Genomic DNA, 23857 nt, shown 5'->3' on the forward strand with positions numbered 1-23857 from the left:
GAATGACAAGAGTGTGGGAATGACAATTGGGGCGGAGATTCCTCGTTCCTCGGAATGACAAGAGTGTGGGAATGACAAGAATGTGGGGATGATAAGAGTGCGGGAATGATAATGGTGGCGGAAAATTGGGACGGAGATTCCTCGTTCCTCGGAATGACAAGAATGTGTGAATGACAGGAGTGTGGGAATGATAAGAGTGTGGGAATGACAATTGGGACGGAGATTCCTCGTTCATCGGAATGACAAGAATGTGGGAATGACAAGAGTGTGGGAATGACAATTGGGACGGAGATTCCTCGTTCCTCGGAATGACAAGAGTGTGGGAATGACAGGAGTGTGGGAATGACAGGAGTGTGGGAATGATAAGAGTGTGGGAATGACAATTGGGACGGAGATTCCTCGTTCCTCGGAATGACAAGAATGTGTGAATGACAGGAGTGTGGGAATGACAAGAGGTTTTACCGTTCTGTTTGTCATCTCGACGCAGGAGAGATCTCCGCACAGTGAAGCTTAATTTGCACTGACGGAATAGGAAAATTGGGGCGGAGATTCCTCGTTCCTCGGAATGACAAGAGTGTGGGAATGACAAGAGTGTGGGAATGACAAGAATGCGGGATACTTAAAACAGAATACGAAGACAACATAAAACACGAATAACAAGGAATAATATCATGGATAACACACCACAAAAAGTAGCATTAGTAACAGGAATTACGGGTCAAGATGGATCTTATTTAGCAGAATTATTATTAGAAAAAGGATATATGGTTCATGGAGTGAAACGTCGTGCTTCTTCTTTTAATACGCAACGTATTGATCATTTATATCAAGATCAGCATCAAGAAAATGTAAACTTTAAGTTGCATTATGGTGATTTGACCGATTCTACTAATATTATACGAATTATACAGGAAGTACAGCCTGATGAAATCTATAATTTAGGAGCCATGTCGCATGTAATGGTTTCTTTTGATTCTCCTGAATATGTGGCTAATGTTGATGGTCTAGGAACCTTGAGGATTCTTGAGGCTGTTCGTTTGCTAGGTTTAACAAAGAAAACAAGAGTATACCAAGCTTCTACTTCTGAATTGTATGGAGGATTGGCAGAGAATAAAAATGTAGCAGGTTTTTATGACGAAAGCTCTCCTTTTTACCCACGTTCTCCTTATGGAGCGGCTAAGATTTATGGTTTTTGGATTACTAAAAACTACCGTGAAGCCTATGGTATGTTTGCTTGTAATGGTATTCTTTTCAATCATGAATCTCCAAGACGTGGTGAAACTTTTGTTACACGTAAAATCACCATGGCTGTAGCTGCTATTGCTAAAGGGAAGCAAGATTGTTTATACTTAGGAAACTTGAATTCTCAAAGAGACTGGGGACATGCTAAGGATTATGTAGAAGCGATGTGGCGAATTTTACAACAAGATACCCCAGAAGATTATGTAATTGCAACCGGTGTAACTACTTATATTAGAGATTTCGTTATCATGGCTTTTGCAGAGGTAGGTGTTTCATTACGTTTTGACGGCGAACAAGAAAAGGAGACCGCTACCGTTGTTGCTTGTTCTAATCCCTTGTATCAGATTGCCCTAGGTACAGTTGTACTTAGAGTTGATCCGGAGTATTACCGACCTACTGAAGTTGATCTTTTAATTGGAGATCCTACGAAGTCAAAAACACAATTAGGATGGAAACCACAGTATGACTTGATTACCATGATTAAAGAGATGGTGGCGAGTGATTTGAAATTGTATTAGTTCGATAACAATATTGCAAAGTGGTAGTTGATACTATACCGCTTTGAATTATTTTAAGCAGGAAAAAGTTTAATCGTTTTAGGAAAAGTTTAATCGGTTAGGAAAGATTAATCGTTTAGGAAAAGTTTATTTGTTTAAAAAAAAGTTCAATCGGTTAAGAAAAACTTAATCGATTAACCATTAGTTCGATTTACGAATTAACCCTTTCGAACAGCAATTAACTAGTTAAACAAATAACAGATAAAATAATTCACCGAAAACAGGATGCTTAGTTACGATTAAACAGTTAACCAATTAAACGATTCACAGATTCGTTTTCAAAAAGCATATAAATAAGGAGGGTATTTCGTACCGATATTTTGATTTTTAGTCTCACTAAATTAGGTGATTTTTACCAGAAAGCGGTGGGTCTAATTTTTACTTTAGTTAATTGACTTTTAATAGCTTAGTTTTATATTTTTATAGATGAAATTTTGAGGTGGATTAAATACCAAATTTAAATTTAGAATTTGGTTTTTTTTAGGGCTACCTTCGCCGACTAACGCATCTTTTAAAGAAGATAGCTTTCTTGTTTAAAAAATAATTAATTGAAATTTTGTGAGCCAATTGTGGGAGTCACAACGGCGAAGCCATTTTGTGCTAAGTCTGTTTTCTTTTTTTAGTAAAAAAACAAATAGAACATTAGTAAAATAAGAATCGGTTTGATAGAATTTAATTTTTAATCGGATTTAACTTGACTATATAAATTAATATGAAAAAAATAATACTTAGCTTTTTATTGTTGTTTGCCATTTTTCAAACAAACAGCGTGATAGCGCAAGATTTGTTAAAAGGGACTGATTTAAGTACTATAAAAGTAGATAATTTATCTGAGGCTGAGGTAGCGAAAGTAAAAACGCAATTACAGGCTAATAATGCGACTATCGAGCAGCTGGAGCCTATGGCTTTGGCCAAAGGAATGTCTTCAGCCGAGTTTGCTAAATTAAAAGTACGATTGAGCGCAACTGCGAACAATAGTATGATTAAAAAGGACGCTGATGATTCCGATGGCGAATATACCAGAACCCAAGAGGGAATAGTTAGTGAAAAAATAAAAGACAATCAAAATTCGTTGGTTTTTGGTTCTGAACTGTTTGACAATCCCACGCTAAATTTTGAGCCCAATTTAAAATTGGCTACTCCCATGAATTATATTCTGGGTCCTGGCGATGAGTTGCAAGTTAGTGTTTATGGCGTGCAGGAATATAATGCGAGCATTCCCGTCTCAGTTGAGGGAAAAGTATCAATTCAGTACGTGGGACAAATTTCCGTTGCAGGAATGAGTATTGAAGCGGCCACACAAAAAATAAGAGGGGCGATGGCTAAAGTCTATAGTACGATAGGCTCAGGACAATCTCAGCTTGCTGTGAGTTTGAGTCGCATCAGGACGATTCGAGTAACAATAATAGGAAGCAAGCAACCAGGAAATTATTCTATTTCCTCACTGGCAACAGTTTATAACGCCTTGTTTTTAGGAGGAGGTCCGGGGGAGAACGGAAGTTACAGAAACATAGAATTGATTCGGAACAATAAAACATATAGTACTATTGATATCTATAAGTTTTTGGTCAATGGGGATCAATCGGACAACGTAGGCTTAAAAGACAATGATGTGATCCGGATTCCGGCATACAGCCAAAGAGTTACTCTAGAAGGGGAAGTTAAACGTCCGGGAATTTTTGAAATGAAACTAGGTGAAACTTTTTCTGATTTATTGTCGTTTGCCTCAGGTTTTACTGCGTTTGCTTATACTGCATCAGTAAATGTACTTCAGAAAACAGACAAGGAATTTAAAGTGCAAGATATCATGGCATCTGAATTCGATAGTTATAAGCCGCGTTCTGGAGACGTGTTCAGAGTAGCTAAGATCTTAAATCGATTTGAGAACCGAATCATAATTGATGGGGCCGTTTTTAGACCGGAGACTTATTCCTTTTATCAAGGAATGCGTGTTTCTGATTTGATTGCCAAGGCAGATGGCTTAAAAGAAGATGCCTATAGCAAAAGGGCAAGAATTATTCGGGTGAAATCTGACTTGACAACAGAAATCATCAACGTAGATCTAGAGAAAGCTTTAGAGGGAGATCTCGAAGCTGATATCGCTTTGAATAAGGAAGACGTGCTAACGGTTTATTCTATATTAGATTTCGTGGAAAAATATAAAATAACGATTGATGGTGAAATTAAAAAACCAGGGACTTATGTTTATTATGAGGGTTTGACTTTAAATGACGTATTTGTTCAGGCAGGTGGTTTAACGGGTTCTGCATCGAAGAGAGTAGAAGTAGCGAGGATGATTGTATCTGAAGAGATTGATTATACTAACTCCAATAGAGTCGAATTGTTTAATTTAGAAATTACTCCTGATAACAATGAGCAAGCTATCAATTTTTCATTGCAGCCATTTGATGTAATAAATATTCGAAAGATGGCGGTGTACGAAAAACCAGAGATGGTAACCATTAGTGGAGCAGTAAATTATCCTGGAAAATACGTGTTGGTTAGTAAGAAAGCAAAAGTATATGATATTGTAAAAAGATCTGGTGGCTTGACTTCCGTTGCTAATGTGGATGGTGTTAAGATAAAACGTCCCATTCAAGCTAAACAAATTGAATCCATAGAAAGTATTGATTTGAATTTGGGTAAAAAAGACAGTATTCAAAATAAAATAGAGAAAAAATTAAAAGAAGATTTGAAGTTTGCGGTTATACCTGTAGATTGGAAGTCTGTTATGGAAGACCAGCAGAGTAGAACTAATGTAACTCTTTTCCCTGGAGACGAAATAGAAGTGGCTGTGTTTAATGAAGGCGTTAAAGTGACGGGTAGTGTCTTATTGACTTCAGAGATTCCTTATGCTAAAGGCAGAGGGTTTAGATATTATTTAGATGCGGTTGGAGGGATTGATGCCAAGGGTTGGAAGAAAAAAGCATATATTATTTACCCGAACGGTAAAGCGGCAGTGGCCAGTTCTTTCTTTGGTATAAACTCTTATCCGAAAGTAACACCAGGTTCTCAAATTGTAGTCCCTGAAAAACCAGAGGTTAAAAAGATGAGTACTGCTGAGTTTGTCAGTATTGGAAGTGTCATGGCAAGTTTGGCCTTGTTGATTTTGACGGCTTTTAGGTAGTGAGTGGTGAGGAGTGAGAGGAAAATGGCAAATAGTTTTCGTCCAAAGAGTAAAGAATATAGAATAAAGAAAATAGAACAGCAAGCAAAGCAGATATATGAATGAACAAAACCCAAACGACGAAATATCGTTAAAGGAATTGATTGAAAAAGCAAAGGAATGGTATGCCTATTTGCTGTTTCAATGGAGAGTTATTTTATTAGCCGGAGTTATAGGAGCCGCTATAGGATTAACCTATTCCTTTATTAAAAAACCGGTTTATACAGCCACATTATCATTTGCCCTTGAAGACGAAAAATCTGGAGGTGGATTAGGTGGTGCTTTGGGTCTTGCCAGTTCGTTTGGTCTAGATCTTGGAGGCGGAGGCGGTAGTATTTTTACTGGATCTAATCTCACGGAGTTGTTTAAATCTCGCAGAATGGTGGAGCAAACCTTACTGACCCCGGTAAACGTAAACGGAAAAAATATTTCTTTGGCTGAAATGTACATCCAAAATAATGAATGGAGAGAGGACTGGAAAGACAAAGAGCAGTTTGCAGGAATTCAGTTTGCCCCTCAAGCCGATCGAAAAAAATTTACTCGGGTTCAGGACAGTATTTTGGGGGTGATCTATTCAAATTTGTCCAAAACAGCATTAACTGTAGGTCAAAAAGATAAAAAAGTGGCCATCATCAATATTGATGTCGTTTCTACCAATGAATTATTTTCTAAATATTTTAGCGAGGCCTTGGCTAAAGAAGTTTCTGATTTTTACATAGCAACAAAAAGCCAAAAATCAAGAGAGAATATGGCCATTTTAGAAAAGCAGACCGATTCTATTCGTCGCGAATTGAATAGCGCCATTACTGGAGTAGCGGTGGCTAACGACAATACCTTTAGTTTGAATCCGGCCCTTAATGTGCGTCGGGCACCATCGGCCCGGAGACAGGTCGATGTGCAGGCGAATACTGCCATACTTACAGAACTAGTCAAACAGTCAGAATTAGCGAAAGTGACTTTACGCAAGGAAACACCTTTAATTCAGATTATAGATAGCCCTATCTTGCCTTTGAAGAAAGAAAAATTTGGAAAAGCAAAAGGAATTATAATGGGCGCTTTTTTAGCTGGTTTTTTGGTGGTGTTGGGATTGATTTTAAGGAGATTGTTGAAATTGATAACTAATTAATTGTTTTGATATAAATAATATATTTAAAAAAATGAATATTCTCAAATTAATAGGCAGAGAAGAAGAAATGTTTGATAAAGATATTTTGACTTATGAAAGTGAATTGTCTAAAATTGTCAGTACTTCTTCTTTTTTGGTTATCGGAGGAGCTGGATCCATAGGTCAAGCGGTAAGCAAGGAAATTTTCAAACGGAATCCATTAAAATTGCATGTTGTTGATGTCAGCGAAAATAACATGGTGGAACTGGTTCGTGATTTAAGAAGTTCTTATGGGTATATTGATGGAGATTTTCAAACTTTTGCTTTGGATATTGGATCTATAGAATATGATACCTTTATTAAATCAGATGGTAAGTTTGACTATGTTTTAAATCTTTCGGCTTTAAAACATGTACGAAGCGAAAAAGATCCATTTACCTTAATGCGAATGATTGATGTAAATATTTTCAATACGGAGAAAACTTTACAGCAATCCATAGAAAAAGGCACCAAAAAATATTTCTGTGTTTCAACCGATAAAGCTGCGAATCCAGTCAATATGATGGGAGCTTCAAAGCGAATTATGGAGATGTATTTGATGCGAAAAAGTGAACAAATTACAATTTCCACTGCTCGATTTGCCAATGTGGCTTTTTCAGACGGTTCTTTATTACACGGTTTTAATCAAAGAATTTTAAAGAAGCAACCTATTGTTGCGCCCCATGATATCAAACGGTATTTCGTTACGCCAAAAGAATCGGGTGAACTTTGTCTGATGTCCTGTATATTCGGAGAAAATAGAGATATTTTTTTTCCTAAATTAAGTGAAAGTTTACATTTAATTTCTTTTGCTGACATAGCGGTTAAATATTTGGCTGAAATTGGTTATGAACCTTATTTATGTGAAACAGAAGAGGAGGCAAGAAATAGTGTTGATGATTTGGTCGCACAAAAAAAATGGCCTTGTTTATTTAGTGGCAGTGATACCACGGGCGAAAAAGATTTTGAGGAGTTTTATACTGATGATGAAACCTTAGATATGGATCGATTCTATAATTTTGGAATTATCAAAAATGAGGCTAATTTTAACTCATCAAAATTAGTTAGTTTCACAAAACAAATTGAACAAATGAAATCAAATTTAAATTGGAATAAAGAATCAATTGTTGCTTTATTTCATAATATGATACCCAATTTTGCTCACAAAGAAACAGGGAAATATTTAGATTCAAAAATGTAATTATGTCAGATTTTAAATCGGTTATATTCTTTATCAAAGACCAGTATAAAACAGAAAGTTTTATACCCTTGCACGTTCCTCATTTTGGAGGCAACGAAAAAAAGTATCTGTTAGATACTATAGACACGACTTTTGTATCTTCTGTAGGAGCTTATGTAGATCAATTTGAATTGATGATGCAAAGTATTACACAAACTGAGAAAGCAGTAGCTGTTGTCAACGGTACTGCAGGTATTCAAGTAGCTTTACGTTTGGTTGGGGTAGAAGCAGGAGACGAAGTATTGACACAAGCTTTGACATTTGTGGCTACTGCAAATGCTATAGCGTATCTAAATGCAACTCCTGTTTTTTTAGATGTTGATTTAGATACTATGGGATTGTCCCCTAAAGCGGTTGCTTTATTTTTAGAAGAATTTGGAGATTTGCGAGAGGACGGCTGTTACAACAAAAAGACAGGAAATAAAATCAGCGCTTGTATTCCAATGCATACTTTCGGTTTTCCAGTACATCTAGATGAATTGATTACAGTTTGTAACAAATGGAAAATTCCGATTGTGGAAGATGCTGCGGAATCATTGGGGAGCGAGTATAAAGGTAAGCCAACTGGAAGTTTTGGAAAAGTAGGAGTTTTTTCTTTTAATGGGAATAAAATCGTCACTAGTGGCGGTGGTGGAGTAATTGTCACTAATGATCTTGCAGTAGGAGAAAAAGGGAAGTACCTTACCACTACGGCTAAAGTTCCACATCCTTATGAATATGTTCATGATGAAATGGGGTATAATTTTAGAATGCCTAATTTGAATGCCGCTTTGGCATGTGCCCAATTGGAACAGTTGGAATATTTTTTAGAAAATAAAAGAAAATTAGCAAAAGAGTATCACTCTTTCTTTGCGACAAAAGGAATAAAATTCAGAACCGAAACAGCTGAAACAAAAGCGAATTATTGGCTGATGTGTGTAGAATTGGAGAGCAAACAAGAAAGAGATTTGTTTTTGGAAACAACGAATGCTACTGGAGTGATGACCCGTCCTATTTGGCAGCTAATGTATCGTTTGCCAATGTATGCCAATTGTCAGAGAGACGAGAATGCAAATGCGGAATTCTTAGAAGAACGAATAGTAAATATACCTAGCAGTGTTAGATAAAAAGACAATTCTTATTGGTTATTCTGGACATGCTTTTGTGGTTGCTGAAACGGCTTTGGAAAATGGATTAAAAATTATCGGTTATTCCGATAAAGAAGTGTCGGGTTCAGACCCCTATAATTTAGTCTATATAGGATTTGAAAAGAATGATGATTTTGCAGGATGGCAGATGGAAGTTTCCTTTATTCTTGGAATAGGCGATAATAAGTTAAGACAAAACATAAGCATTTTGATTGAGAGCAAAGGAAAGACAGTCGAAACGATTATACATAAGACAGCTCACATTTCAAAGAACGCGGTGATAGGGCGTGGTAGTTTTATTAATAAAAATGTTCTTGTCAATGCTCTTGCAGTAGTTGGGAAAAATGTAATATTAAATTCCGGCTGTATCGTTGAGCACGAATGTGTTTTAGCTGATGCGGTTCATATAGGGCCAGGAGCAGTTTTAGCAGGAAATGTTACTGTTGGCTATAGAACATTTGTGGGAGCCAATGCGGTAATAAAGCAAGGAATTGTTGTTGGAAAAGATGTTGTAATAGGAGCAGGAACCGTAGTTATTACTAATATACCAGACGGAAAAAAAGTGGTCGGAAACCCCGGTAGAATAATTTAAGTATGAATAAAGTAATTATTATAGCCGAAGCAGGCGTAAATCATAACGGTGATATTCAAGTAGCTAAAAAGCTAATTGACGTGGCTGTAGATGCTGGGGTTGATTATGTTAAATTTCAGACTTTTAAAGCAGATAGTTTAGTAAGCAAATCTGCTAAAAAAGCGGAATACCAGAGCGTTAATATCAATGACGATGATAACTCGCAGTATGCTATGTTGAAGAAATTAGAATTGAGTCATGAAAATCATTTAGAACTAATGTCCTATTGCTCTGAAAGGAATATTCAGTTTTTCTCTACCGCCTTTGATGTGGAGGGTGTGAATTACCTTAATCATCTTGGACTTTCTTTTTTTAAAATTCCAAGTGGAGAAATAACGAATTATCCTTATCTCAGAGCAATAGCTTTATGCGGTAAACCAGTTGTCATGTCAACTGGAATGTGTTCCGAAATTGAAATTAAGCAAGCAATGGATGTTCTATTGAAATTTGGTTTAAAAAAGGACAACATATCAATATTACATTGCAATACAGAATATCCAACGCCTATGAAAGATGTAAATCTAAAGGCGATGTTATCAATTCAAAAAACTTTTGGAGTACAGGGTGGTTATTCCGATCATACTCTTGGTATTGAAGTTCCAATTGCTGCAGTGGCGATGGGCGCTACAATTATCGAGAAACACTTTACATTGGATAGAACGTTGCCTGGACCTGACCATGTGGCTTCATTAGAGCCAGAGGAATTAAAAGCAATGGTTAAGGCGATACGAAATATTGAATTGGCCTTGAGTGGAGATGGGAAAAAAATGCCAAGTGAGAGTGAATCAAAAAACATCTCGATAGCAAGAAAAAGCATCCATTTGAAAAAGAATTTATCAAAAGGGCATGTTATTTCGGAAGAAGATATTATTTCTTTACGACCAGGTGACGGAATTTCTCCAATGGAATGGGAAAATATTATAGGTAAAAAGTTAAATTCCGATAAAAACGAATTTCATAAATTATTATTGTCAGACTTGATATGAGAATAGGAATATTAACCAGCTCAAGAGCCGATTATGGAATATATCTTCCTTTGCTTGAAAAAATGAAAAGGGATTCTTTTTTTGAAATGGAAATTATCGCTTTCGGAACTCATTTATCGAAAAGTCACGGATATACTTTAAAGGATGTGGAAAAGGATGATTATCCTGTTATCCATTCCGTTTCATCATTGATTTCCAATGATGATGAACAGTCTATTGCGTCATCTTATGGCTTAACCGTGTTGAAGTTTGCCGACTTTTGGACGAATCATATATATGATTTAGTTTTTTGCTTAGGAGATAGATTTGAAATGAGTGCCGCGGTACAGGCAGGAATTCCTTTTGGAGTAAAATTTGCCCATATACATGGGGGGGAAACCACATTGGGAGCGATAGACAATATTTACCGACACCAAATCACTTTAGCAGCACAGTTACATTTTACAGCTACGGATGTTTTTAGGGAAAAAGTAATAGATTTATTAGGTTTCTCAGAAGATACTCATTCTGTTGGGGCGCTGAGTTTAAACGATATAAAATCTTTTGTCCCTATAGATAGGGCTACTTTCTTTGAAGAATTTAAAATTCCTACCGAAGAGTTTGCCTTAGTGACCTTTCACCCAGAGACAATGTCTTTACAAGATAATGCTCAGTATGCCCAAGCGATGGGAAATGCTTTAGCAACAATTTCAAAAAAAATGTTTTTGATTATCACAATGCCTAACGCCGATACACAGGGATCGGTTTATAGAGAGGTCATTGAAAAGTTAAAAAAAGAATTTCCCGACCGATTTTTATTGATTGAAAACTTTGGTAAACTTAATTATTTCTCAGCGATGCATTATACGAAAATTTTGATAGGGAATACCTCTAGTGGGATATTGGAAGCGGCATCTTTTGGTAAGTACGTAGTTAATGTTGGAGACCGACAAAAAGGAAGGGTTCAAAGTGAAAATGTTTTGAATTGTGAATTTAAAGAAGGGGCGGTAATTTTAGCTGTAACTAAAGCAATGAATTTCGAGAAATATAAAGGTGGAAATATTTATTTCAAACAAAGAGTTGCTGATAATATTATTAAAATCGTAAAAGAATTTTTATGAGAATATACAAAGATCATTTAATTCTTTCAGGGAGTACGGTAAAACAAGCCTTACTACTATTGAACGAATTATCTCAAGACGCCATTCTTTTTGTCGTGGATTCAGATGATAAATTAATTGGTGCACTGACTGATGGAGACGTAAGACGAGGATTGATCAAGGGGTTTACGATAGATAGTTATATTGATGAAATTATTCAAGATGATCCCAGATATATCACCAAAGGAGAAAATAATCTAGAAAAAATTATTGAATACCGTGAAGGTGATTTTAGAATTGTACCCATAGTTGATGAAAATCATAGAGTGGTTAACGTTATTAATTTTAGAAAAATTAGATCTTATTTACCTATTGATGCCGTGATTATGGCGGGGGGCAGAGGACAGCGGTTACAACCTTTGACTGACAACGTTCCAAAGCCCCTTTTAAAAGTGGGGAGTAAGGCAATTATGGAACATAATCTGGATCGATTGGCTTTATTTGGGATTGATGATTTTTGGGTTTCGGTTAAATATTTGGGAGAACAAATTGAAAAGCACTTTGGACAAGGAAAAGAAAAGAACATTAAAATAGAATATGTTTGGGAAGAAAAAGCGCTCGGGACAATAGGCGCTGTGTCTCAAATTAAAAATTTTGAACATGACTATATTCTAGTCACTAATTCGGATTTGCTAACCAACATAGATTACGAACAGTTTTATCTGGAGTTTATAAAACAAGGGGCTGATTTAGCTGTGTTGACCATTCCGTATCAAGTAAGCATTCCGTATGCCGTTTTGGAAACGATTAATGGAGCGGTAAAAAGTTTTAAAGAGAAACCTACTTATACCTATTATGCCAATGGAGGGATTTATTTGATGAAAAAAGAAATGTTGAAGTACATTCCTCAGGATACTTTTTTTAACGCAACCGATTTAATGGAAGAGTTGATTAAGAATGATTTAAAAGTAATATCCTATCCATTTGTTGGTTATTGGCTAGATGTGGGTAAACATGAGGATTTTGAGAAAGCTCAAATTGATATTAAGCATATAAAAGTATGATGAAAATACTCTATTTAATACCAGCAAGAGCAGGGTCTAAGGGATTGCCAGGGAAAAACACTAAATTGTTAGGGGGTAAACCTCTTATTCTTTATTCAATTGATTTTGCAATGAAGAATATTAATAAAGGGGACGAATTGTGTATATCAACAAATGATAAAGATGTGTTGACAATTGCTTCTGACCTAGGAATTCATGTTCCTTTTAAAAGACCGGAAGAATTATCGTCTGATATAGCTACGTCCTATGATGTTATTATGCATGCAATAAAATATTATGAAGAGAATAACAAATACTTTGATTTGGTATTCCTTTTACAGCCTACATCCCCTTTTCGGAGCCAACAAGATTTTGAAAATCTGATTCAAAGTTATGATGAAGATGTTGAAATGGTAGTTAGTGTAAAAAAAGCAAAGGAGAACCCGTATTTTACCCTTTTTGAAGAAAACGAATACGGTTTTTTGGATAGAAGTAAAAGAGGCAATTTTCAAAGACGACAAGATTGTCCTGATGTCTTTGCTTACAACGGTTCCATGTATTTAATGAATGTAAATGCTTTGAAAAGTGCAAAGCTCCATGAGTTTAAAAAAATTAAAAAAATAATAATGCCGGAAGAAAGAAGTATCGATATTGATACAATGGCAGACTGGGTTTTAGCCGACTTTTATTTAAATAAACAATGAAAACAGTAAGAATAATACCCAAGTTAGACATTAAAGGACCAAATTTAGTTAAAGGTATCCATTTAGAAGGTTTAAGAGTCTTGGGAAAACCATCTGATTTTGCTAAATACTATTATGAACAAGGTGCTGATGAATTGATGTTTATGGACGTAGTAGCTTCATTATATGAGCGTAATAGCCTTCATGATATTATTTCAGAAACAGCGAAAAGTATCTTCATCCCTATTACCGTAGGTGGGGGAATAAGAAGTTTAAATGATATAAAATCAATGCTACGGATAGGTGCCGATAAGATATCCATTAATACTGCTGCAATAAAACGCCCTGAATTTATAAGAGAAGCTTCTGAAGAGTTTGGTAGTTCAACTATTGTTGTATCGATAGAAGCAGTAAAAAATCCAGATGGCAAATATTATGCGTTTATTGATAATGGAAGGGAATTTACTGGTATAGAAGTGATTGAATGGGCCAAGGAAGTAGAAAGATTGGGTGCGGGTGAGATTGTAATTACATCCGTAGATAAAGAAGGAACTGGTAAGGGGGTAGATGTTCAATTGACTAAAGAAATTTCATACGCTATTTCATTACCCGTAATAGCCCATGGTGGAATTGGATCAATGAACGATGTTGAAAACTTACTTGAATCAGGAATAATTGATTCCCTTGCAATTGGATCGGCATTACATTATGAGGCTCTAAAGAATTTTAATTTAGATTTAAATAACAGAAAAGAAGGTAATGTAGATTTTCTTCTTAGTGGAAGAAGCTCTAGTGTTTTTAAGAGTTTTGACTTGAAAGATTTAAAAAAGCATTTGCATTCAAAGTCAATTTATTGTAGATAATTATGAATAAGAAAAAAGTAGTGATTATTGATTATGGTCATGGAAATCTATATAGTATAAATCAAGCATGTATCCATCTTGGATATAGCCCAATTATTTCTTCTGATCAAAAAGATATATTAAGTGCAGATTCATTAATTTTACCTGGTGTAGGAGCTTTTAAAGTTGCCATGGATGAATTAGCTAACAAAGATTTGATAGAACCAATTAAAGAATTTGTAAAAAAAGGTAATTATATGATGGGAGTATGTTTAGGCATGCAATTACTTTTTGAAACTAGTGAAGAATTTGGAATTAACAATGGGTTAGGGCTTATAAATGGTGATGTCAAAAAATTCCCTTCTACGTTTAATGGAAAAAAAATAAGAATTCCTCAAATTGGGTGGAATAAAATATTAGAAGATAAGAGCATAAATAAATGGGAAAGCACTCCATTAGATGAGATTACTGAAGAAGATTATATGTATTTTATACATTCGTATTACGCCAATCCAAGTGATGCTAAAGACGTTTTAAGTTTTTCATATTACCAAGATATAAAGTACTGTACTTCTGTACAAAAAGAAAATATTTTTGGCTTTCAATTTCATCCAGAAAAAAGTGCTGAAAAAGGGCTAACAATTTATAAAAATTTTTTAAAACTATAAAATGGAAAATAAAAACACTCAAGAACGTTATAATTTACCTGCAGAGGTTAAGTTTTGTGTTAAATGCACAATTTCAAATCAAAGACCAAGAATTACATTTGATGAAAAGGGAGTATGCTCAGCCTGTAATTTTGCTGAATTTAAGCAAAATAAAATCGATTGGTCAGAAAGAGAGCGAGAACTAATGTCGCTGTTGGATAGGTATAGAAGAAATGACGGAAGATATGATGTTGTTGTCCCTTGTAGTGGTGGAAAAGATGCGGCTTATATCGCTCATGAATTGAAGCACAAATACGGAATGAATCCATTAACGGTAACGTGGGCACCACACCTTTATACTGATATAGGCTTTAAGAACTTGCATGAAATGATAAGGGTTGGCGACTTGGCTAACATACTTGGATCGCCTGCTGGGGCAACCCATAAAAAATTAACTAAATTATCGTTTGAGATATTAGGGGATCCATTTCAACCGTTTATATATGGGCAAACTAACTTCCCTTTACAAATTGCCGTTCAACATGATATACCGTTAATTATGTACGGTGAAAATGGAGAAGTAGAGTATGGTGGAGATATGAAAAACGCATTTAGTCCGACTAGAGATTATAAGGGAGATCATAAAAAACATTATTTTTCTGGTTTGGGACCAGAAGATTTAATTAAATACGGCGTAAGTGAGAATGATTTAGTTCCCTATATGGCTCCTCCTGTGGAAAAATTGGATGCGTTAAAAGCTGAAATTCATTTTTATGGATATTATAAAAAATGGATTCCTCAGGAAAATTATTATTACTGTGTTGAGAATACAGGTTTTGAAGCGAATCCTGTAAGAAATGAAGCTACTTATTCTAAGTATGCCTCTTTAGATGATAAAATTGATGGTTTCCACTATTATTTAGCTTATATAAAATTTGGACTTGGCAGATGCACTTCTGATACGGCTCATGAAATTAGAGACGGACACATTTTAAGAGAGGAAGGTGCTGCACTTGTGAATAAATTTGATAGTGAATTTCCAGAGAAATATTTTAAAACTTTCCTAGAGTACTGTGATATTACTGAAGAATATTTTATAGAACAGGTTGATAGCTGGCGTTCACCGCATCTTTGGGGTAAAAACCTAGAGGGAAACTGGAAATTAAAGCATAATGTTGCTGGTACGGGGTTAGATGATTAGTATAAAGATTTGAAAATTAAATTTAGAATGGGATCATCTTTTTGTGATCTTATTCTAAATTTTTAGATGATTAACATCGATTAATGATTCGATACAGATAAAAATATTTTGTTGTGAAAATAATTGCAATAGGAAGGTAGTAATTAAAAATATGGGAATCCTAAAAGGGCATTCATTCAATATTTTTTTAGCTTTTATTAATGAACTTTCTTGTGCGAGTTTTTATAATTTGATAGTCTTGGATGGGGGTGTGTAATATAATTTAGTATGAGAAAGTAGTATAAAGATGGGATAGTGTTCGTCAAATGAAAAAAAAACAAGACTTTCATTAATATATAATTCTGTTAAAATTTGATTAATTTAAATAGATGTTTAAAATTATAAATAAAATAAAACCTTTAATAAAACATAAACAGGTTCTTAATTTTGTAAATTATTATATTTTCACAATAATTAATGCGGGGATAAGTATATTTTCTATTTCGTATTTGACAAAGCATATACTTCCTGAAGATTATGGGATGATTGGGATTTATGGTAGTGTTTTGTTTTTTTTACCTTCAATGATGTCGTTTTCTGCAAATGGATTACAGGCAATAGAGATTGTTGATCTTGAAAGAGATAAATATTTAGTTTTTAGGAATAGTTATATCTCATTTGTTTTAATTTCATCTGCGATTAGTTTTGTAGTTGCGATTTTGTTATCCTTCTATTTTAAAGAATTTGGGTTCGTAATCATTATGGCAACAATTATGGGATTCATCCAGACTCTTAGTTCAATCCATAATACAGAGCTTTTTCAATATTCACAGCCTACTCGTTTTGGTTTGATCTCAACAGGAACTGTTTTGCTAGGGTTTATGTGTACGGTTCTGTTTATTTCTTTTTTTAACTTGAATTGGAAGTCCAGGATTTTTGCTTTATTAATTTCCGAATTTGTTTTTTTATTTATTAGGCTTTACTATTTAAGTTCAATAGGTAGTTCTTTCAGGTTTACTTTTGATAAAGTACAATTTAAATACCTTTTGAACTACGGTGCGCCGTTAATGCTCTCAGTTTTTGCTGGCTGGGTATTAAATCAGTCTGATCGATATTTTCTTCTGAATTATTTTAGTCTAAAGGAAGTTGGATTGTATGCAGCTGCTGCAGGAATAGCTTCATTTATTGTTATGATTAATTCAAATATGATAAAAGTAGTTTATCCATTAGTTTATAGAAAGCTAAGTAAAAGAGAAGGTAAAAGGTTTATTTTAAAATTAACGGTTTTATATTCGGTCTTAATTTTGATAATTTCAACTGTCTTTTGCATAGGATTGCACTTTTTTGGCCATTTAGTTTTAGGTAAAAAGTATGAATCAGCTATGCCGATTATTTATATCATGTGTGTTGCGCAATCCTTTTTTGGAATATATACGACAACCGGTTTAGTAATTGATTATTTTAAGATGACGAAACTTAAAACAGTTTTGGTTGTTCTTAGTGCAATTCTTGTAATTCTTACATCATTCGTTTTAATTCCAATTTTCGGAATTTATGGGCCGGCAATTGCTACTTTAATCTCTTTTTTATTTTTGTCAATATTGTCATTTTTCATATCGTTAAGATTATTTAAGAAACATAAAATTGTTTAAGAATGAGTAGGTATATTATTAATGTTTTTCTATTTCTAAAAATAGACATTTTAATAAATTTTTTAAAAAATCAATTGTTTTTAACTGAGCTTAAAAGAATTGAAAAAAAATGCGGGTGTAAGATTAATTATGTGAATCAAGGTTTCAATGGAGTTAAAATAATGAGTGCAAATGGAGATTATACAAGATTTAAGATCGATATAACCAGTCATTTGAAATCTGACACTATAATCGAATGTTCAGGCGGCGTTTTAATAGGTAGATATTTTCACCCAGGTAAAGGTTTGACAATATTTTCGACAAACCACAATTATGATAGTAAATTTTCAATACCTTATGATAGCGTTGATTTGATAGCGCCTGTTATGATCAAAGATTTTGTGTGGTGTGGCGCAAATGTAACTATAGTACCCGGAGTATCGATAGGCGAGGGAGTGGTTATAGGTGCAGGAACAGTGGTGACAAAAGACGTTCCTGATTATGCGATAATAGGAGGCAACCCTCATAAAATAATAAAGTATCGTAACATAGAAACCTTTAAGAATTTAAAAGAGAATGGTCAATTCTGTTAAAAAAGAAAGCAAAATCATTATATTTTGTCAGGCACCAGCTGATATTCCTTATGTTTTGTCCTTATACGAGAAATATAAAGAGGAAAAGCTGATATCCGTTTATGTGATTAATGTTGAGAATGTTTTTAAATTCATACAAGGTTTAAATCTAAATTTATCAGCACTCGTTTTTATTCCATATGTTTTGGGTACATTTAAAAGTGTCTTTCAGATTATTAAGGAAAGGAAAAGGATTAAAGCTTTAAAAAAACAGTATTTCGATCTCGTGATTAATACTGATGTCTATTTTTTTTCCCGGTTTGAAGATTGGTTGACTTCATCATTTGTGGTTGGTTTAGAGAAAAGAAATTCAATTTATTATATTGATCATTATGATAATTCTGCAAATTTTTTTGCTGAAAAAAGTAGGTCAATAAAGGTTGAGATTTATGGATGGATACTTAATTACCTAACTGGAGTTAGTTTTAAATTGGATATCGTAGAGAAACTTCCTGAGTTTCCAATAAATAGATATAATATAAATAGAGAGGATGCAGTATTAAATCCAGATGTGTTTGTTAAGTATTCGTATTTTGTAAACGTTCCTTTTGAGAGTAAGGATAATGTGCTATTTTTTATTTCAGAATGTGAAGAGACAATTTTTAATTCTAATTTTTATAATGAAAAATTGAAGAGTATAATAACTGATATTAAAACCATTGGTTTTAAAGTAGTTGTCAAAGGTCATCCTCGTATTGGTATGCCAGAGAGTATCAAATTAATATCTGATTATGAAATCCCTAGTTATGTGCCAGGAGAATTTATTGATATTGAGTTATTTAGGTTTTGTTTGGGACTTGAAACCAATGCCATCTGTTATTTTGCTAAAAGTAACAAAATACCAACTTATTCATTAATTAGAATGTTTCCTTCTAGGAACATTGATATGATTGAAATTCTCGTAAATTTCTTGAAGAATCAATCAGATAATGAAATTATATTTATAGATAATGAAGAGCAGTTTTGCAATGTTATGAGAGAAAACTTTAGGGATGAGTAATAAAAAGTGTATTTCAATTATCACTGTTGTATTCAATGGTGTAGAAAATATAGAAGATACTATAGTTAGTGTGATAAATCAAACCTATGATAATATAGAATACATTATTATTGATGGAGGTTCAACAGATGGAACTCAAGATATTATAAAAAAATATGGAGAGAATCTTTATTATTGGGTTTCTGAACCAGATAAAGGAATTTATGATGCTATGAATAAAGGGATTAAGGCATCAACAGCAGTCTGGGTTTTGTTTTTAAATGCTGGAGATGTGTTTTTTAATCAAGATTTACTATCATCATTACAAAGTTATTTGCATAATTGTGATGTTTTATATGGTAAAACTGCTATAAAGAAAAAAAATGGAGACACTTCAATAAGAGATTATTACCCATTAAGCGTAGATTGGAAGGTTATTCCATACTGTCATCAAAGCGTATTGATAAAGAGGAAGCTTTTGAAACAGGCATTATTCGATACTAATTATAAAATAGCAGCTGATTATAACCAATATTTTACCCTTAAAACCAAAGATGTTAAATTTAAATCAATAAATAAAACATTTAGTATATATGATAATGATGGCTTCTCATCTCTTAACCAGAAAGCATTATTAAGCGAGTACAAAAAAATATCGTTGCTAAACCATTTTGGTGTTTTAGAGAAAATTAAGATAAGGTTGTATTTCTGGAGTAAAAATATTTTTAATAAAAGTTAGATGGGTTTATATCTAGGTATTTTTATTTCTTTATTTTTAATTAGTTTCATTTCTTTATTTGAAAAAATTAATAAATACTATTCGGTTTTAATTTTTGTCGTACTGTTTTTGTTTGGAGCATTGCGGTATAAGATAGGTATGGACTATGAGAGTTATGAAGGGATTTTCGATTCCATAGATAACGTGCCGATGTCTTTCGCAAGATCGCTTGAGCTTTATATTGAGCCTGGTTATGCTATTATTGTGTCATATCTTAAATATGTAGGTTTTGGAAAAATAGGGCTATTTGGAATACATATTTTATTATCGTTGTATTTTACCTATAAAGCAATCCTGAAATATTCTAGTAATGTTTATATTTCATGGCTTATTTTATTTGGAGTTTATTACGCAAATTTGTTTTTCAATGGTATTAGACAAGGTTTATTTATCGCTATCCTTTTTTATTATTTGCCAATTTTATTAGTAAGAAGTAATAGAAGTATTATTATTATATTACTAATGACTTTTTTATTGAGTTTTACCTTGCACAAAACCGCATTAATATTACCAATAATTTATTTTCTATGTCTTTATAATCCTATTTATAAATATAAATGGATTATCCTCGGAGGTTCTATAATTTGGGCATTTACCGGTTTAGGTAATGTACTTGTTCAAATTGGAGGTTTGTCGTTTTTAAAAGACACATCTTATTTAAGTGTAGTAGATTTTTATTCGAATAGTGAGGCGTTTGGAACCGAAATTAAGTTTTTCAGTATAACTGTTTTACATCGATTAGCAATATTGGTATTAGCTTTATATTTTTCTAATTTTAATTCAGCAAATTTATTATTTAAAAAATTAACAAATATTTATTTTTGGGGCATTGTTATTTATTTTATGTTGGTTCCTTTAGGATACATGATGGCAACAAGAATTAACATGAATTTAAAAATATTTGATGTAGTACTTATTCCATATTTTATTGTTTTCTTAAAAGAATATAAATTTAAAATGATAGGCTTAACCATTGTTGCACTATGGTCATTTGCTGTAATGCTTACAAACTTTTATATTCCGGGCAATTATGAGTTTTATGTACCATACCGAAGTATTTTTAGTAAAAGATAATATGAAATACGATATAGCAATGATAACTCCATTCATAAATAGCGTCTATATTTATGAATTTTTAAAAAGTTTAAAAAATATTAAGCAAGTAACAATCTGTGTCATACTCATAGATATGCTCGACGAACCTATAATTTTAAGGGGACATCAATACGTACAATCAAGTAATGTAAAATTCATTCATTTAAAAATTGGAAAAAGGTTAAGTTCGTCTGAGTCAAGGAATGCAGGATTGAAATATTTATTTGCTAATATTAAAGAATATAGCTATGTTATGTTTCCAGATGACGATACCACTTTCAATTCTTCTTTCTGTAAAGAATTTCTTAAATTAAAAAAGGGGAATTACATATTGAATGTTATAAACAAGGGCACTAATGAATCTTATGCTAAATATTCTAAAGTAAATGGGACTTTGATGAATAGAAGCGACATCGACTTTGTTGGTTGTGTACGATTTTTGTTCTTAAGAGAACTGATAAATCAATTAGGTTTTTTTGATGAACGCATGGGTATAGGGGCAAGATATGGAGCAGGTGAGGATGGAGATTATTATTTACGTGCATTAGAATTTGATTCACTATATTATAATGAATCTTTATATACATTTCATCCAGCTCCAACTGATAAATATTCAACTATGTCTTTGAATTGTATTGTGAAACGTTTTTCCAACTATGGAAAAGGGGCTATGTTCTTATTCTGTAAACATAAAATGTACTTTAAGGCGATTAAGATGATTGTAAGAGGGGCCGGCGGGAGTTTTTTTTTATTGTTTAAGTTTCAGTTTAAATTGTCAGGAGCATATTTTGTTGCATTTTTAATTCGATTAAAATATTTAATTATGTTGAGTGTAAAAGGGGTTGATTAATTTATTTAAATTCATAAAGAATGAAAGGGTTATTTCAAAGATATTCGTTTTTGCAACTTTTTAAGTTAGCTATAAATGTTATTAGAACTAAAGTTGTATTTCCAAAGGCGAGGATTATTCGTTTTCCACTTGATTTAAGAGGTAAAAAATATATTAATGTGTCAGAAGGTTTTACAACAGGGGTTGGATGTAGGCTTGAGGGGTATCCAAAAGGCGAAAATAAAGTTTTACATATAGGTAAAAACGTGCAAATAAATGACTATGTACACATTTCAGCGATGGAAAATGTTACTATAGGTGACAATGTGTTAATAGCAAGCAAGGTTTTTATCTCGGATTTGAATCATGGAAGTTATGGAACAGATGGAATACACGATTCTCCTAATACACCACCAAAGGAAAGAGAATTATATGCCAAACCTGTAGTCATTGAAGATAATGTTTGGTTGGGTGAGTTTGTTTCTGTACTATCGGGTGTAACTATTGGTAAAGGTACTATTGTCGGAGCTAACGCGGTAGTTTCCAAAAGTCTACCGCCTTATGTAATTGCTGTTGGTACGCCTGCAAAGCCTATAAAGAGATTTAATTTCGAAAATGAACGTTGGGAGAGGTTTTAAAATTAATATAAATGAATAAAAAAATAACTTCCTGCATCGTTTTGTATAGGAATGATAGAACCATGTTAGAAAAGGCAATAAATTCTTTTCTGAATACAGAATTGAATGTAAAATTGTACTTGGTTGACAATTCTTCTTCTGATGAATTAAAAACACTAGGAATGGATACAAGAGTAGAATATATTCACAATCCTTCTAATCCAGGTTTTGGGGCAGCTCATAATATTGCTATAGAAAAAGCTATTGAAGAAGGTTCAAAGTATCATCTAGTTTTAAATCCCGATATTTATTTTGAGAAAGGAACTTTGGAAAAACTTTGTTTATTTATGGATTCTAATGCTGATGTTGGTCATGTAATGCCAAAAGTAACTTATCCAAATGGTGATTTTCAATATTTGTGTAAAACGAATCCAACTTTTTTTGATCTGTTTGCACGAGGTTTTATGCCTTCTTTTCTTAAAAAAATATTTCAAAAAAGAATGGCTGCTTATGAATATAAAAATCAGGATTACAATAAAATAATCTATGACATCCCTTATTTGTCGGGTTGTTTTATGTTTTTAAGGACTTCTACGCTTAAAAAAGTAGGTTTTTTTGATGATAGAATCTTTATGTATTTAGAAGATGCAGATTTGACCAGACGGTTTCTTGAGATTTCCCATACAGTATATTATCCAGAAGCACATGTTTATCATCATTTTGCGAAATTGACTCACAAGGAGTTTAAATTCAAATGGATAACAATTCAAAGCGCTTTTATTTATTTTAATAAATGGGGTTGGCTTAAAAGTATTTATTAAATGGATATATTAGTAACAGGAGCGAATGGTTTTTTAGGTAAAGCGATAGTAAAAGAGTTAGAAAAGGATAATAAGTTATTCTGTTTGTCTAGATCTTCGGGAAACTATCAAATTTTATTAGAAAGAGAAGTCCCAGAGTTTAAACAATCATTTGATTTGGTAATACACGCTGCAGGAAAAGCGCACTCTATACCTAAAACAGAATCTGAAAGAAAACAATTTTATGATGTAAATATAATTGGAACTCAGAATTTATTAAAAGGATTAGAAAAAAGAGGAGTTCCCAACCAGTTTGTTTTTATCAGTTCGGTTTCGGTTTACGGGCAAGAGTTTGGAAAAGCAATAAAAGAAGATCATAAACTTGAAGCCAAAGATGCTTATGGTTTAAGTAAAATAGAAGCAGAAGGATTATTAACGGAATGGTGTAAAAAACACAATGTGGTTTGCACTATTTTGCGTTTACCATTGTTGGTAGGCAAAAACCCTCCAGGAAACTTAGGGGCAATGATAAAGGCAATCGATAAAGGATATTATTTTAATATTGGAGGAGGTGAAGCTAGAAAAAGTATGGTGTTAGCGCAAGATGTTGCTGCTTTTATACCTATTGTTTCTTCGGTTGGAGGAACTTATAACCTTACGGATGAACATCATCCAAGCTTTATGGAGTTGAGCAGTGCCATTTCGATACTTAGAAATAAGAAACAGCCTTATAACCTGCCATTAATTGTTGCTGTTGCGATGGGTTTTTTCGGAGATCTACTCGGAGAAAAAGCCCCTATCAATTCTTTAAAAATCAAAAAAATTACTTCTGATTTGACTTTTGATGATTCCAAAGCAAGGAGTTTATTGAACTGGAAATCTAAACCTGTGTTAGAGTATTTGAAAACTAATTTAATTTAGCTTGTTAA

General features: G+C 33.3%; 21 protein-coding genes and 1 pseudogene. All 22 read left to right on the forward strand.

The window, feature by feature from the left end:
* Positions 1-671 precede the first annotated feature (671 nt).
* The 22 genes and pseudogenes from gmd to ACEN2H_RS13605 all read left to right on the forward strand — a co-directional run bounded on the left by gmd (position 672) and on the right by ACEN2H_RS13605 (position 23849).
* The gene (gmd, locus tag ACEN2H_RS13500) at positions 672-1760 is read left to right on the forward strand and encodes a GDP-mannose 4,6-dehydratase (protein ID WP_441733217.1); all 1089 of its coding nucleotides are present in this window, start codon (positions 672-674) and stop codon (positions 1758-1760) included.
* Positions 1761-2511: 751 nt separating this feature from the next.
* On the forward strand, positions 2512-4926 hold the full coding sequence (locus ACEN2H_RS13505) for an SLBB domain-containing protein (protein WP_441733219.1): 2415 nt from the start codon (positions 2512-2514) through the stop codon (positions 4924-4926).
* Positions 4927-5023: 97 nt separating this feature from the next.
* Positions 5024-6091 carry a Wzz/FepE/Etk N-terminal domain-containing protein gene (locus tag ACEN2H_RS13510; protein ID WP_441733221.1) on the forward strand — a complete coding sequence of 356 codons (1068 nt, stop codon included), beginning with the start codon at positions 5024-5026 and terminating at the stop codon, positions 6089-6091.
* Between the two features lie 31 nt (positions 6092-6122).
* Complete coding sequence (locus tag ACEN2H_RS13515; RefSeq protein WP_441733223.1) at positions 6123-7310, forward strand: UDP-N-acetylglucosamine 4,6-dehydratase; 1188 nt, start codon at positions 6123-6125, stop codon at positions 7308-7310.
* A 2-nt stretch (positions 7311-7312) separates the two neighbouring features.
* Positions 7313-8455 (forward strand): LegC family aminotransferase, encoded by a 1143-nt coding sequence (locus ACEN2H_RS13520; protein ID WP_441733225.1) that lies wholly within the window; start codon positions 7313-7315, stop codon positions 8453-8455.
* Entirely contained in the window at positions 8445-9068 is a 624-nt protein-coding gene (locus ACEN2H_RS13525; RefSeq protein WP_441733227.1) for an acetyltransferase, read from the forward strand. The genes ACEN2H_RS13520 and ACEN2H_RS13525 overlap by 11 nt, the downstream gene beginning before the upstream one ends.
* A 2-nt stretch (positions 9069-9070) precedes the next feature.
* On the forward strand, positions 9071-10093 hold the full coding sequence (gene neuB / locus ACEN2H_RS13530) for an N-acetylneuraminate synthase (RefSeq protein WP_441733229.1): 1023 nt from the start codon (positions 9071-9073) through the stop codon (positions 10091-10093).
* Positions 10090-11193 (forward strand): UDP-N-acetylglucosamine 2-epimerase, encoded by a 1104-nt coding sequence (neuC, locus tag ACEN2H_RS13535; RefSeq protein ID WP_441733231.1) that lies wholly within the window; start codon positions 10090-10092, stop codon positions 11191-11193. The genes neuB and neuC overlap by 4 nt, the downstream gene beginning before the upstream one ends.
* Positions 11190-12236, forward strand: a complete 1047-nt coding sequence (locus ACEN2H_RS13540; protein WP_441733233.1) for a nucleotidyltransferase family protein — start codon at positions 11190-11192, stop codon at positions 12234-12236. The genes neuC and ACEN2H_RS13540 overlap by 4 nt, the downstream gene beginning before the upstream one ends.
* Positions 12233-12919: an acylneuraminate cytidylyltransferase family protein gene (locus ACEN2H_RS13545; RefSeq protein ID WP_441733234.1), complete on the forward strand. Its 687-nt coding sequence runs from the start codon at positions 12233-12235 to the stop codon at positions 12917-12919. Before ACEN2H_RS13540 ends, ACEN2H_RS13545 begins: the two co-directional genes overlap by 4 nt.
* Positions 12916-13761, forward strand: a complete 846-nt coding sequence (hisF, locus tag ACEN2H_RS13550) for an imidazole glycerol phosphate synthase subunit HisF (RefSeq protein WP_441733236.1) — start codon at positions 12916-12918, stop codon at positions 13759-13761. Before ACEN2H_RS13545 ends, hisF begins: the two co-directional genes overlap by 4 nt.
* 2 nt (positions 13762-13763) lie before the next feature.
* Positions 13764-14408, forward strand: coding sequence for an imidazole glycerol phosphate synthase subunit HisH (gene hisH, locus ACEN2H_RS13555; protein WP_441733238.1), 645 nt, complete (start codon positions 13764-13766; stop codon positions 14406-14408).
* Between the two features lies 1 nt (position 14409).
* Positions 14410-15588 (forward strand): N-acetyl sugar amidotransferase, encoded by a 1179-nt coding sequence (locus tag ACEN2H_RS13560; RefSeq protein ID WP_441733240.1) that lies wholly within the window; start codon positions 14410-14412, stop codon positions 15586-15588.
* A 368-nt stretch (positions 15589-15956) separates the two neighbouring features.
* Positions 15957-17219, forward strand: a complete 1263-nt coding sequence (locus ACEN2H_RS13565; protein WP_441733242.1) for an oligosaccharide flippase family protein — start codon at positions 15957-15959, stop codon at positions 17217-17219.
* Between the two features lie 374 nt (positions 17220-17593).
* A pseudogene (locus ACEN2H_RS13570) lies at positions 17594-17791 on the forward strand (DapH/DapD/GlmU-related protein); the annotation flags it as partial.
* A complete protein-coding gene (locus ACEN2H_RS13575; RefSeq protein ID WP_441733244.1) occupies positions 17775-18830 on the forward strand; it encodes a hypothetical protein in 1056 nt (351 codons plus the stop codon). The pseudogene ACEN2H_RS13570 and the gene ACEN2H_RS13575, both read left to right, overlap by 17 nt.
* A complete protein-coding gene (locus ACEN2H_RS13580; protein ID WP_441733246.1) occupies positions 18823-19548 on the forward strand; it encodes a glycosyltransferase family 2 protein in 726 nt (241 codons plus the stop codon). The genes ACEN2H_RS13575 and ACEN2H_RS13580 overlap by 8 nt, the downstream gene beginning before the upstream one ends.
* Positions 19549-20661 carry an EpsG family protein gene (locus ACEN2H_RS13585; RefSeq protein ID WP_441733248.1) on the forward strand — a complete coding sequence of 371 codons (1113 nt, stop codon included), beginning with the start codon at positions 19549-19551 and terminating at the stop codon, positions 20659-20661.
* A gap of 1 nt (position 20662) precedes the next feature.
* The gene (locus ACEN2H_RS13590; RefSeq protein ID WP_441733250.1) at positions 20663-21532 is read left to right on the forward strand and encodes a glycosyltransferase family 2 protein; all 870 of its coding nucleotides are present in this window, start codon (positions 20663-20665) and stop codon (positions 21530-21532) included.
* 20 nt (positions 21533-21552) lie between these two features.
* On the forward strand, positions 21553-22149 hold the full coding sequence (locus ACEN2H_RS13595) for a DapH/DapD/GlmU-related protein (RefSeq protein ID WP_441733252.1): 597 nt from the start codon (positions 21553-21555) through the stop codon (positions 22147-22149).
* Between the two features lie 11 nt (positions 22150-22160).
* Positions 22161-22949, forward strand: coding sequence for a glycosyltransferase family 2 protein (locus tag ACEN2H_RS13600; protein WP_441733253.1), 789 nt, complete (start codon positions 22161-22163; stop codon positions 22947-22949).
* The gene (locus ACEN2H_RS13605; RefSeq protein ID WP_441733254.1) at positions 22950-23849 is read left to right on the forward strand and encodes an NAD-dependent epimerase/dehydratase family protein; all 900 of its coding nucleotides are present in this window, start codon (positions 22950-22952) and stop codon (positions 23847-23849) included.
* Positions 23850-23857 lie beyond the last annotated feature (8 nt).

The sequence above is a fragment of the Flavobacterium sp. W22_SRS_FP1 genome (genome assembly GCF_052113685.1).
Lineage (GTDB): Bacteria > Bacteroidota > Bacteroidia > Flavobacteriales > Flavobacteriaceae > Flavobacterium.

Bases quoted from the DNA above. Each gene is read 5' to 3' on its own strand.
- ACEN2H_RS13585 (WP_441733248.1), top strand. From the start codon at position 19,549: ATGGGTTTATATCTAGGTATTTTTATTTCTTTATTTTTAATTAGTTTC.
- ACEN2H_RS13605 (WP_441733254.1), top strand. From the start codon at position 22,950: ATGGATATATTAGTAACAGGAGCGAATGGTTTTTTAGGTAAAGCGATA.
- ACEN2H_RS13520 (WP_441733225.1), top strand. From the start codon at position 7,313: ATGTCAGATTTTAAATCGGTTATATTCTTTATCAAAGACCAGTATAAA.
- neuB (WP_441733229.1), top strand. From the start codon at position 9,071: ATGAATAAAGTAATTATTATAGCCGAAGCAGGCGTAAATCATAACGGT.
- ACEN2H_RS13545 (WP_441733234.1), top strand. From the start codon at position 12,233: ATGATGAAAATACTCTATTTAATACCAGCAAGAGCAGGGTCTAAGGGA.
- ACEN2H_RS13565 (WP_441733242.1), top strand. From the start codon at position 15,957: ATGTTTAAAATTATAAATAAAATAAAACCTTTAATAAAACATAAACAG.
- ACEN2H_RS13575 (WP_441733244.1), top strand. From the start codon at position 17,775: ATGGTCAATTCTGTTAAAAAAGAAAGCAAAATCATTATATTTTGTCAG.
- ACEN2H_RS13505 (WP_441733219.1), top strand. From the start codon at position 2,512: ATGAAAAAAATAATACTTAGCTTTTTATTGTTGTTTGCCATTTTTCAA.
- neuC (WP_441733231.1), top strand. From the start codon at position 10,090: ATGAGAATAGGAATATTAACCAGCTCAAGAGCCGATTATGGAATATAT.
- ACEN2H_RS13540 (WP_441733233.1), top strand. From the start codon at position 11,190: ATGAGAATATACAAAGATCATTTAATTCTTTCAGGGAGTACGGTAAAA.
- ACEN2H_RS13580 (WP_441733246.1), top strand. From the start codon at position 18,823: ATGAGTAATAAAAAGTGTATTTCAATTATCACTGTTGTATTCAATGGT.
- ACEN2H_RS13515 (WP_441733223.1), top strand. From the start codon at position 6,123: ATGAATATTCTCAAATTAATAGGCAGAGAAGAAGAAATGTTTGATAAA.
- gmd (WP_441733217.1), top strand. From the start codon at position 672: ATGGATAACACACCACAAAAAGTAGCATTAGTAACAGGAATTACGGGT.
- ACEN2H_RS13590 (WP_441733250.1), top strand. From the start codon at position 20,663: ATGAAATACGATATAGCAATGATAACTCCATTCATAAATAGCGTCTAT.
- hisH (WP_441733238.1), top strand. From the start codon at position 13,764: ATGAATAAGAAAAAAGTAGTGATTATTGATTATGGTCATGGAAATCTA.
- ACEN2H_RS13595 (WP_441733252.1), top strand. From the start codon at position 21,553: ATGAAAGGGTTATTTCAAAGATATTCGTTTTTGCAACTTTTTAAGTTA.
- ACEN2H_RS13560 (WP_441733240.1), top strand. From the start codon at position 14,410: ATGGAAAATAAAAACACTCAAGAACGTTATAATTTACCTGCAGAGGTT.
- ACEN2H_RS13510 (WP_441733221.1), top strand. From the start codon at position 5,024: ATGAATGAACAAAACCCAAACGACGAAATATCGTTAAAGGAATTGATT.
- ACEN2H_RS13600 (WP_441733253.1), top strand. From the start codon at position 22,161: ATGAATAAAAAAATAACTTCCTGCATCGTTTTGTATAGGAATGATAGA.
- hisF (WP_441733236.1), top strand. From the start codon at position 12,916: ATGAAAACAGTAAGAATAATACCCAAGTTAGACATTAAAGGACCAAAT.